The sequence below is a fragment of the Caballeronia sp. genome (assembly GCF_049581465.1).
Taxonomy (GTDB): Bacteria; Pseudomonadota; Gammaproteobacteria; order Burkholderiales; family Burkholderiaceae; genus Caballeronia.
In genome coordinates this window covers 1-10145 of sequence record NZ_JBAUSA010001305.1, presented here as the reverse complement: position 1 = coordinate 10145, position 10145 = coordinate 1, and the positions used below count along the sequence as shown (strand labels likewise).

The 10145-nt window shown below is 59.8% G+C and carries 7 protein-coding genes; 3 read left to right on the top strand and 4 right to left on the bottom strand.

The window, feature by feature from the left end; genetic code table 11:
- Window positions 1-2 precede the first annotated feature (2 nt).
- On the top strand, window positions 3-119 hold the full coding sequence (locus WCA53_RS31685; protein ID WP_423921000.1) for a T6SS immunity protein Tli4 family protein: 117 nt from the start codon (window positions 3-5) through the stop codon (window positions 117-119).
- A gap of 222 nt (window positions 120-341) precedes the next feature.
- Here WCA53_RS31685 and WCA53_RS31680 read toward each other — a convergent pair whose 3' ends face one another.
- The 3 genes from WCA53_RS31680 to WCA53_RS31670 all read right to left on the bottom strand — a co-directional run bounded on the left by WCA53_RS31680 (window position 342) and on the right by WCA53_RS31670 (window position 7631).
- Window positions 342-1808, bottom strand: coding sequence for a glutamate synthase subunit beta (locus tag WCA53_RS31680; protein ID WP_423920997.1), 1467 nt, complete (start codon window positions 1806-1808; stop codon window positions 342-344).
- A gap of 82 nt (window positions 1809-1890) precedes the next feature.
- Window positions 1891-6594, bottom strand: coding sequence for a glutamate synthase-related protein (locus tag WCA53_RS31675; protein ID WP_423920994.1), 4704 nt, complete (start codon window positions 6592-6594; stop codon window positions 1891-1893).
- Window positions 6595-6923: 329 nt separating this feature from the next.
- A complete protein-coding gene (locus WCA53_RS31670) occupies window positions 6924-7631 on the bottom strand; it encodes a transposase (protein WP_423920991.1) in 708 nt (235 codons plus the stop codon).
- A gap of 254 nt (window positions 7632-7885) precedes the next feature.
- Here WCA53_RS31670 and WCA53_RS31665 point away from each other — a divergent pair, with 254 nt between their 5' ends.
- The gene (locus WCA53_RS31665) at window positions 7886-8611 is read left to right on the top strand and encodes an OmpW/AlkL family protein (protein WP_423920988.1); all 726 of its coding nucleotides are present in this window, start codon (window positions 7886-7888) and stop codon (window positions 8609-8611) included.
- A 320-nt stretch (window positions 8612-8931) separates the two neighbouring features.
- Window positions 8932-9309, top strand: coding sequence for a DUF883 family protein (locus WCA53_RS31660; RefSeq protein ID WP_423920983.1), 378 nt, complete (start codon window positions 8932-8934; stop codon window positions 9307-9309).
- 99 nt (window positions 9310-9408) lie between these two features.
- Here the strand turns inward: WCA53_RS31660 and ugpQ are convergent.
- On the bottom strand, window positions 9409-10145 hold a 737-nt coding region (gene ugpQ, locus WCA53_RS31655), incomplete at its 5' end, for a glycerophosphodiester phosphodiesterase (protein ID WP_423920978.1).

Genomic DNA, 10145 nt, shown 5'->3' with positions numbered 1-10145 from the left:
GTGTGGAAGAGAATAAGCAGACCTACAAGCGCGAAACTGCGGCGTTAAGCGAAGAAGAAGCCCTAGCCCTCTGGGACGCAATCTTGGAAAGTTTTAAGCTACGTCCGAACGCGGTGTGAGCAGAGTGCGCCTCATTCGTCTAACCAACGGGTGAGACGTGTTCATAATCTTTGTGACGTATAGGTCAACGCGGAAGGCGCTGAAGCAGCAGGTCGGAGGCTCGTTCAACACCACGTCAAATTGCCGCAAATATAATCTCGGCGTTAGCCCGCGCAACCCACAACAAAAAACCGGGCCAAAAAGCAGCCCGGTTTAAAGAAAGCGTCCCGCGAGCAAACTGACTACCGCGGCAACTCACTGCTCCCCATCAAGAACGCGTCGACAGAACGCGCACACTGCCGACCTTCGCGAATCGCCCAGACAACCAACGATTGTCCGCGCCGCATGTCGCCAGCGGTAAAGACCTTGTCGACGGAAGTAAAGTACGCACGGTCGCCTTCGGTAGCAGCACGCACATTTCCACGCGCGTCCTTATCGACGCCAAAAGCATCCAGAACCGGCGAAAGCGGTTGCGTAAAACCCATGGCGAGCAACACGAGATCGGCTTTCATTTCAAACTCCGATCCAGCCACTTCTTGCATCTTCCCGCCCTTCCATTCGACCCGCACGGCGATCAGCTTTTCAACCTTCCCGTTCTTGCCTTCAAAGCGCTTGGTCGCGACCGACCAATCCCGTTCACACCCCTCCTCATGCGAAGAAGACGTGCGCAACTTGATTGGCCAGTAAGGCCAAACCAGTGGCTTGTTTTCCGATTCAGGCGGCTGCGCGAGCAATTCAAACTGCGTGACGCTTTTAGCACCATGCCGATTCGACGTTCCCACGCAATCCGAACCCGTATCGCCGCCACCAATCACGACGACATGCTTGCCTTTGGCGATCAATTGATCGACCACCGAATCGCCGGCATTGATCTTGTTTTGCAGCGGCAGGAATTCCATTGCGTAGTGAATGCCCGACAGCTCGCGGCCCGGCACCGGCAAATCACGGGGCATTTCCGAGCCACCGGCAATCACCACGGCATCGAATTGCTCGCGCAGTTCGTCAGGCGTAATGGTTTCGCGCGCGGCATTCGCGATATGCCCCGGCAACGGATCCTTGCCGATCAACACGCTGGTCCGGAACACGACGCCTTCGCCTTCCATCTGGCGCATGCGGCGGTCGATAAGCCATTTCTCAAGCTTGAAATCGGGGATGCCATAGCGCAGCAACCCGCCGATCCGATCGTTCTTCTCGAACACGGTGACGTCATGCCCAACACGCGCCAATTGCTGCGCGGCAGCGAGTCCAGCGGGGCCTGACCCGACGACGGCCACTTTCTTGCCGGTCTTGTGCTTCGGCGGCAGCGGCGCGACCCAACCTTCGGTCCAGGCTTTATCGATGATCGCGTGCTCGATTGACTTGATGCCTACCGGATCGTCGATGATGCCGAGCGTGCACGCCGTTTCGCACGGCGCCGGGCAAATGCGGCCCGTGAACTCGGGGAAATTATTCGTCGAATGCAGGACTTCGATGGCGGATTTCCAGTCTTCCCGGAAAACCAGATCGTTAAAGTCCGGGATGATGTTGTTCACCGGACAGCCGTTGTTGCAGAACGGGATGCCGCAATCCATGCAACGCGCGCCCTGGACCTTCGCGTCCGCGTCGGAGAGTGCGTGGATGAATTCCTTGTAATGCTTGACGCGAGCGAGCGGCGCTTCGTACGCCTCGTGCTTGAGCTCGAACTCGAGAAAACCGGTTGCCTTGCCCATGTGGTTCTCTTTTCTCTGTATTGGGGTGAAGTGCGCCCTTCAGCGCACGGCGCCGAAGGGCTGTTCTAGGTCAGCGAAAATCTCAGGCCGCGATGGCGTCTTTCGACTTCTTCGCGCCCATCTCACCGAGCGCACGCTTGTATTCAGTCGGGAACACCTTCACGAACTGACGACGCGACGCATCCCAGTTCTCAAGCAACGCTTTCGCACGTGGCGAACCGGTGAACTGGAAATGCCGTTCGATCAGGTCCTTGAGCAACGCATCGTCGGTTTGACCCATGTGCCACAAGGCGCGGTCGACAGTGCGTTCCTGTTCCGCCTGTTGCAGCAGGGGATCGAGCGCGACCATCGCCTTGTTGCATTTGGCGCCGAACGTCCCATCCGGGTCGAAGACAAAAGCCACGCCGCCCGACATGCCCGCCGCGAAGTTGCGCCCGGTTTCGCCGAGCACCACCACCGTACCGCCTGTCATGTACTCGCAACCGTGATCGCCGGTGCCTTCTACGACGGCCGTCGCACCCGAGTTACGCACGGCGAAACGCTCGCCCGCGACACCGCGGAAATAGGCTTCGCCTTCGATCGCGCCATACAACACGGTATTGCCACAGATGATGTTTTCCTCCGACTTGCCCCGGAAGTCGTTGGTCGGACGGATGATGATGCGCCCGCCCGACAGGCCCTTGCCGACGTAGTCGTTGCCGTCGCCAACCAGATCCAGCGTCACGCCTTTAGCCAGGAACGCGCCAAAGGATTGGCCGGCCGTGCCCTTCAACTGGATGTGGATAGTGTCGTCGGCGAGGCCGTCGTGACCATGTTTTGCCGCGATCAAACCCGACAACATCGCGCCGACCGTGCGATTCACGTTGCGCACCGGCTGGATGAACGAAACATGCTCGCCCTTCTCGATCGCCGCCTTCGACTTCTCGATCAGCACGTGGTCCAGCGCTTTCTCAAGCGCGTGATCCTGCGTTTCGACATGCTTCGTCGCGATGCTGCCGTCGTTCGGCACTTGATAAAACACTTTCGAAAAGTCGAGTCCCTTCGCTTTCCAGTGCTCGACGCCCTTCTTCGTGTCGAGCAATTCGGCATGGCCGATCAGGTCGTCGAATTTGCGAATACCCAGTTGCGCCATGATCTCGCGCACTTCTTCCGCGATGAAGAAGAAGAAGTTGACGACGTGTTCAGGCTGTCCCGTGAACTTCGCGCGCAGCACCGGATCTTGCGTAGCAACCCCCACGGGGCACGTGTTCAAGTGACACTTGCGCATCATGATGCAGCCCTGCACGACGAGCGGCGCAGTCGCGAAACCGAATTCATCGGCGCCGAGAAGCGCACCGATCACCACGTCGCGGCCCGTTTTCATCTGACCGTCGGCTTGCACGCGGATACGGCCGCGAAGGCGGTTGAGCACCAGGGTTTGCTGCGTTTCGGCGAGACCGAGTTCCCACGGCGTGCCGGCGTGCTTCAACGACGACAACGGCGAAGCGCCCGTGCCACCGTCATGGCCCGCGATCACCACGTGATCGGCCTTGGCCTTGGCAACACCCGCGGCCACCGTCCCGACGCCCACTTCCGACACGAGCTTCACCGAAATGCCCGCCTTCGAGTTCACGTTCTTCAGGTCGTGAATCAACTGCGCCAGGTCTTCGATCGAATAAATGTCATGGTGCGGCGGCGGCGAAATCAGCCCGACGCCCGGCACCGAATAACGCAACTTGCCGATGTAATCCGACACCTTGTGACCCGGCAATTGCCCGCCTTCGCCTGGCTTCGCGCCTTGCGCCATCTTGATCTGGATCTGATCGGCCGACGCCAGGTATTCCGCCGTCACGCCGAAGCGCCCGGACGCCACCTGCTTGATCTTCGAGCGCAGCGAATCGCCGGCCTTCAACGGGATATCCGTGACCACTTCGTCGCCAATGACCGACTTCATGGTGTCGCCATTCTTGATCGGAATGCCGCGCAATTCGTTGCGATACCGGTTTGCGTCTTCGCCGCCCTCACCCGTGTTCGACTTCCCGCCGATACGGTTCATCGCCACGGCCAGGGTTGCGTGCGCTTCCGTGCTGATCGACCCGAGCGACATCGCGCCGGTCGCGAAACGCTTGACGATTTCCTTCGCCGACTCGACTTCGTCCAGTGGAACGGCCTTCGCCGGATCGACCTTGAACTCGAACAAACCGCGGAACGTCATGTGACGGCGGGTCTGGTCGTTGATCAAATGCGCGTATTCCTTGTACGTCTGGTACGAATTACTGCGCGTGGAATGCTGCAGCTTGGCGATGGCGTCCGGCGTCCACATGTGCTCTTCGCCGCGCACGCGAAACGCGTACTCGCCACCCGCATCCAGCATGTTCGCGAGCACGGGGTTGTCGCCGAACGCCTCGCGATGCAGGCGAATTGCTTCCTCGGCGACTTCGAAAATACCGATCCCGCCGACCTTCGACGCTGTGCCCTTGAAGTACTTCTCGACCAGTTCGCTGGAGAGCCCGACCGCTTCGAAAATCTGCGCGCCCGTGTAGGACATGTACGTGGAAATGCCCATCTTCGACATGACCTTGTACAAGCCCTTGCCAACCGCCTTCGTGTAGTTGTAGATGGCTTTCTCGGCGGAAAGATCACCCTTGAGGCCTTCGGCCATTTGGGCAAGCGTTTCCAGCGCGAGGTACGGATGCACGGCTTCAGCGCCGTACGCGGCAAGCAGCGCGAAGTGATGCGTCTCGCGCGCCGATCCCGTTTCCACGACCAGGCCGGTGCTCGTACGCAAGCCGTGCTGCACGAGATGCGTGTGAATGGCGGACGTTGCGAGGAGCGCAGGAATCGCGAGGTTCGCGCGATCCATCTTGCGGTCCGACACGATCAGCATGTTGTAGCCGGACTTCACGGCGTCCACGGCTTCCGCGCACAGCGAAGCGAGGCGCGCTTCCACGCCTTCGTTGCCCCACGCCACCGGATAGCAGATGCTCAACTCGTACGAGCTGAATTTGCCGCCGGTGTATTTGTCGATGGCGCGAATCTTCGCGATGTCCTTGAAGTCGAGCACGGGCTGCGAGACTTCGAGACGCATCGTGGGGTTGATGTTGGTCGTGTCGAGCAAATTCGGCTTCGGACCGACGAACGACACCAGCGACATCACCATGTTTTCGCGGATCGGATCGATCGGCGGGTTCGTGACCTGCGCGAACAACTGCTTGAAATAGTGATACAGCGTTTTGTTCTTGTTCGACATCACCGCGAGCGGCGAGTCGTTGCCCATTGAGCCGACCGCTTCCTCGCCGGACTGCGCCATCGGCGCCATCAGGAACTTGACGTCTTCCTGCGTGTAGCCGAACGCCTGCTGACGATCCAGCAGCGCGGCAGCCTCGCGGCGCTGCGTTTCGACGTCCTCGGCCTTCGGCTCGATTTCGTCGAGCTTGATGCGCACCGCGTCGATCCAGCTCTTGTACGGCTTGCCGTTCGCGAGGTTGTCCTTCAATTCCTTGTCGTCGATGATGCGGCCCTGCTCCATGTCGATCAGGAACATCTTGCCCGGCTGCAGACGCCATTTCCGCACGATCTTCGATTCCGGCACCGGCAACACGCCGGATTCCGACGCGAGGATGACGAGGTCGTCGTCGGTGATGACGTAGCGCCCCGGACGCAAGCCGTTGCGGTCGAGGGTCGCGCCGATCTGGCGACCGTCGGTAAATACGATCGCGGCCGGGCCGTCCCACGGTTCCATCATCGCGGCGTGATATTCGTAGAACGCACGACGGTTGTCGTCCATCAGCGTGTGCTGTTCCCACGCTTCGGGAATCATCATCATCATGGCGTGGACGAGCGGATAGCCGGCCATTACCAGGAGTTCGAGGCAATTGTCGAACGATGCCGTGTCCGACTGGCCCGGATAGATCAACGGCCAGAGTTTCGGCAGATCGTCGCCGAGCACGTAGCTGGCGATCGCGCCGGTACGCGCGTTCAGCCAGTTGACGTTGCCCTTTACCGTGTTGATCTCGCCGTTGTGCGCAATCATCCGATACGGGTGAGCCAGTTCCCACGCGGGGAACGTGTTGGTGGAAAAGCGCTGGTGCACCAGTGCCAGCGCCGACACGGTGCGCTCATCCTGGAGATCGCGGTAATACACGCCAACCTGGCCGGCCAGCAGCAAACCCTTGTAAACAATGGTTCGTGCGGACATTGACGGGACGAAGTATTCCTTGCCGTGCTTGAGCTTCAGCGCCTGGATGCGGTGGCTGGCGGTCTTGCGGATCACGTAGAGCTTCCGTTCGAGCGCATCCGTCACCACGATATCTTTCCCGCGTCCGATAAAAATCTGACGAATCAGCGGTTCGCTGGCCTTCACGGTCGGCGAAATCGGCATGGAGGCGTCGACAGGCACGTCGCGCCAGCCGAGCACGAGCTGGCCTTCCGCCTTCACCGTACGTTCCAGCTCCTGTTCGCATGCGAGACGCGACGCGTGTTCCTTCGGCAAGAAGACCATGCCGACGCCGTATTCGCCCTCTGGCGGCAACGTCACGCCTTGCTTGGCCATTTCCTCGCGATAAAACGCGTCGGGCACCTGGATGAGAATGCCCGCGCCATCGCCCATCAGCTTGTCGGCACCGACCGCGCCGCGATGATCGAGGTTCTCAAGGATCTTGAGACCCTGCTGGATGATCTCGTGGCGTTTCTTGCCCTTGATATGCGCGACGAAGCCCACGCCGCAGGCGTCGTGCTCGTTCGCGGGGTCGTACATGCCCTGCGCAACGGGAGCGGAACCGGGACGGGGCGAAAATTGTTCGTTCATGGGGCACCGTGTTCTGTGGGGGGCCGCGAACGGCCAGTGAACATGTTGTGTGTTGCTTGGCAGTCACAGCGGGTCCTACAAGAACCCGCATGAAAGCAGAGCCGGCCGCTCAATCGGGCGAAAGTGCCCAAAACCACCGGAAATCGAAATATACGCGATGAATCAATTACATGGCAAATAAAACCGTGTGGTACGACCCCTATTATCGTGTTGGTGCGTACTTGCACCATTTAATTAGTGCCGTATCAATTTGATCTTAAAAACAACGGTATGCCGATTTATTTCGTCATACCGTTTCCTTGATCCTTCAGCTTAGGTTCGAAGCGTCGTTATTGAGCTTGAGGGGTCTCGCGAATCTTGCGCGGACGACCGCGAGGCAGCGGAGACACACGCCGGTTCGCGGCACGCCCCGCCCATTCGCGATACGACTCGCTGCCGAGCACCCAGCCCTTGAGCGTTGCCTGAAGAAGGCGATTGGTTTCGCGCTCGTCGAGGGGTTGCTCGCATAACTCGGTGTACGCGTGCTGGCGTTCGAACGGCGTATTGGCAAGTGACCAATAGAGGGGGTGATCGGTGATGAGACTGTCGAGCGTCATGCCGATGTGATGACGATAGCTCGACCATTTGAAGTCTTGCGGCGAGGCGACGAGTTCTGCGCGCATGGGCGCCATCTCGACGACCCGGCTGGCGAGCAGGAAATATTGTTGCGCTTCAATGACGGTCGCCCGATAGCGGCCCTCCCAGAGCGTGCCGCGCCGTGCGTATCGGCGATTGAAATGCGCGACGTAGCGCCGGCCGACCGCCTGCATGGCTTTTGGAAGGCTCGCCTCGTCGCGGGGTGTGACGAGCAAATGCACTGCGCCGGGCATCAGCGCGTAGGCATGGATGGCCAGGTGGTGGTCACGAGCGGCCGTGCGAAGGCACTCGATAAAAAGTTGGTAATCCTGCTCGTCGATGAAAGCAGGCTGCTGCGCGAGCCCCCTCAGGATAACGAGTTGTGGCTGGTCGGGAACGTAGAGTCGTGCAAGCCGTGCCATGCTGGATTTTCCGTTGGTCGCGCGTTGGTCGGGTTCTGGCAATTCGAGGCGCTCGCGTAGCGCGCCTCGAAACGCTGAGGCAAGGTCCGGGCCACCTGAAAACGCTTTCGGCACGCATCGACGGAGAGACTTTTAGCGTCGTGCGAACCGAGTTCTTGCCGAATTCTCTTAGGGAAAACGATCTCCGCCCCAGATATGGTCAGTTGTATACGTTGTGTTCATAATTAGCGGGCATTTTCGGAGGAGGACACTTAATGACAATAAAGCAGGTTTTCACGGGGATCGCTGCGCTCGTTTGTTTTTCCGGCGTTGCGCACGCACAGTCAGCAAACACGTTTTTCGTCACCACCGGCTGGTTCCATTTTGCTCCACTAGACAGTAGTGGCCCGCTCAAGGAAACGAACGTCGGGGGTACACCCCTCAACATCAGCGTGCCAAATACGGGCGCCGGGCTCTCCAACGCAGACACCGGCGGCTTCACCGCAGGCTACTTCGTCACCGACCACATTGCCGGCGAGTTCGTCATTGGTATCCCGCCCACATTCGACCTGAAGGGTGAGAAGTCGTTTAGCCAATATGGCACGCTCGGTACGGCCAAGCAGTGGAGTCCGACCCTCCTGCTCAAATATTACTTCCTTGCGCCTCAATCGAAATGGCGGCCCTACGTAGGTATCGGCGTGACGCGTGTCTGGTTCACCGATGCGCAGATCACCAATAGCGCTTTCGAGGCCAACGTGCTGCATGGTCCGACCGACGTTTCCACGGATCGTTCCTGGGCGCCGGTGTTTAATGGGGGTCTGACTTACTCCTTCAACGATCACTGGTTTGTCGGTTTTTCGCTCTCGTTCGTGCCGCTTCACGCAACAGCGAAGCTGACCTCGCAGTCGCAGACGCCGGTGGGCACGCTGACTGTGCACTCTGAAGCAAAGCTTACGTTGAACCCGATTGTCACGTATTTGAACGTGGGGTATCGGTTCTAGACGCGGCTCTGGAAGCGCGGTCTTGAGACGGTTTGCGGTGTAACTTGCAACGGCGTCACTGAGTATTCCGCGACGCCGTTATATTTTTTTGGCCGTGTAGATTTGACTTGGGGCGTACGCGCCATGCCTCATGTTTTTGTCGACATCCGCTGGCTTGCCCACTTGAGCGTGCGCGCGCGGCTCATTCACGGGCCTTGTGCGATAGGGCTTTCCGGCGCAATCTTGGGCAAATCGGACGAAGCGGCATTGAACTTGCTGCATCTTTCTTTTTCCGCCCTGTTGCGGCCCACCCAAGATTCATCCATCGACGGAGCGATCCTATGAACGCACTACCCAACACGCGAGACGCCATCGGAGATTCATGGAATTCCACCAGCCGCCGCGCACGCCGCATTGCGCGCCATAGTCGGGAAGCGGCGCAGGACATCGGCGGCGAACTGCGTCAGCTGATTTCGGAAATTGAAGAAACACTGTCGCAAGGCACATCGGCGGATGTTGCCGCGTTGCGCACGCAGCTTGGCAAGACCGTGGATTCGGCGCGCGCGCGTCTGAACGACACGCAAACGGCGGTGCGCGCCCGCGCGGGCGCGGCGCTGGAAGACGCTGACGCGTACATTCACGAAAGACCGTGGCAAACGATCGCGCTCGTAGGCGGCCTGGCGTTGGTTGCAGGCGTCCTGCTGGCCCGCGCCCGATAAGCTGTTTCGGTAGCTGTTTCAGATGTAAAAACGCGCGTGGAGAGGCTGCCGTTGCTTCCCGCGCGTGTTTTTTTGCACGAGCGTGCTTGGTTCCAACGCTTAATCCAGAAAATCTGCCCCAATCACATCGATTCGATCTGTACAGATTGCATCGACACCCCATTGGGCCAGTTCGCGCGCCCGCTCCGGGTCGTTGACCGTGTACGCCAGAATTCGCAGGCCGGAATCCTTGATTTCCGCAACCAATGGCTCGTCCAACATCTCGTGATCCGCGTGCAACGACACGCAGGACAGCGCCGCGGTTTGCGCGCGCCAATCGTCGGGAACCACGTCGTAGAGCAGAGCGCGCGGCAGATCGGGCGCAGCGTCGGCGGCAGCTTCGAGCGCCGCATACGAAAACGACGACAACAACGGCGCCGTCTCGGCACAGGACCACAACCGCGCCGCCTCTTCGGCGACCAGCCGGCCCGTTTCCGCTTCGCAGCCTTCACACGGCTTGATCTCGATATTCGCCGCTAACCCGAGCGCGAAGCACCGTTCGGCAACCTGTTCGAGCGTCGGCATGCGCGCGCGGGCAAAGCTCGGGTCGAACCACGAGCCGGCGTCGAGTTGCTCGATTTCCTTGTAGCTCAGCAATTTCGCCTCGCCGCGTCCATTCGACGTCCGGTCGACGAGATCGTCGTGGAGCAGGAACACGACGTTATCGGCGGAGAGCTTCGCGTCGAATTCGATCATTTTCAGGCCGAGCCGTGCGCCGGTATCTACGGCGTCAAGCGTGTTCTCCGGCGCGAGGTTTCCGCCGCAGCGATGCGCGACGATGCGCGGATAAGGCCAGC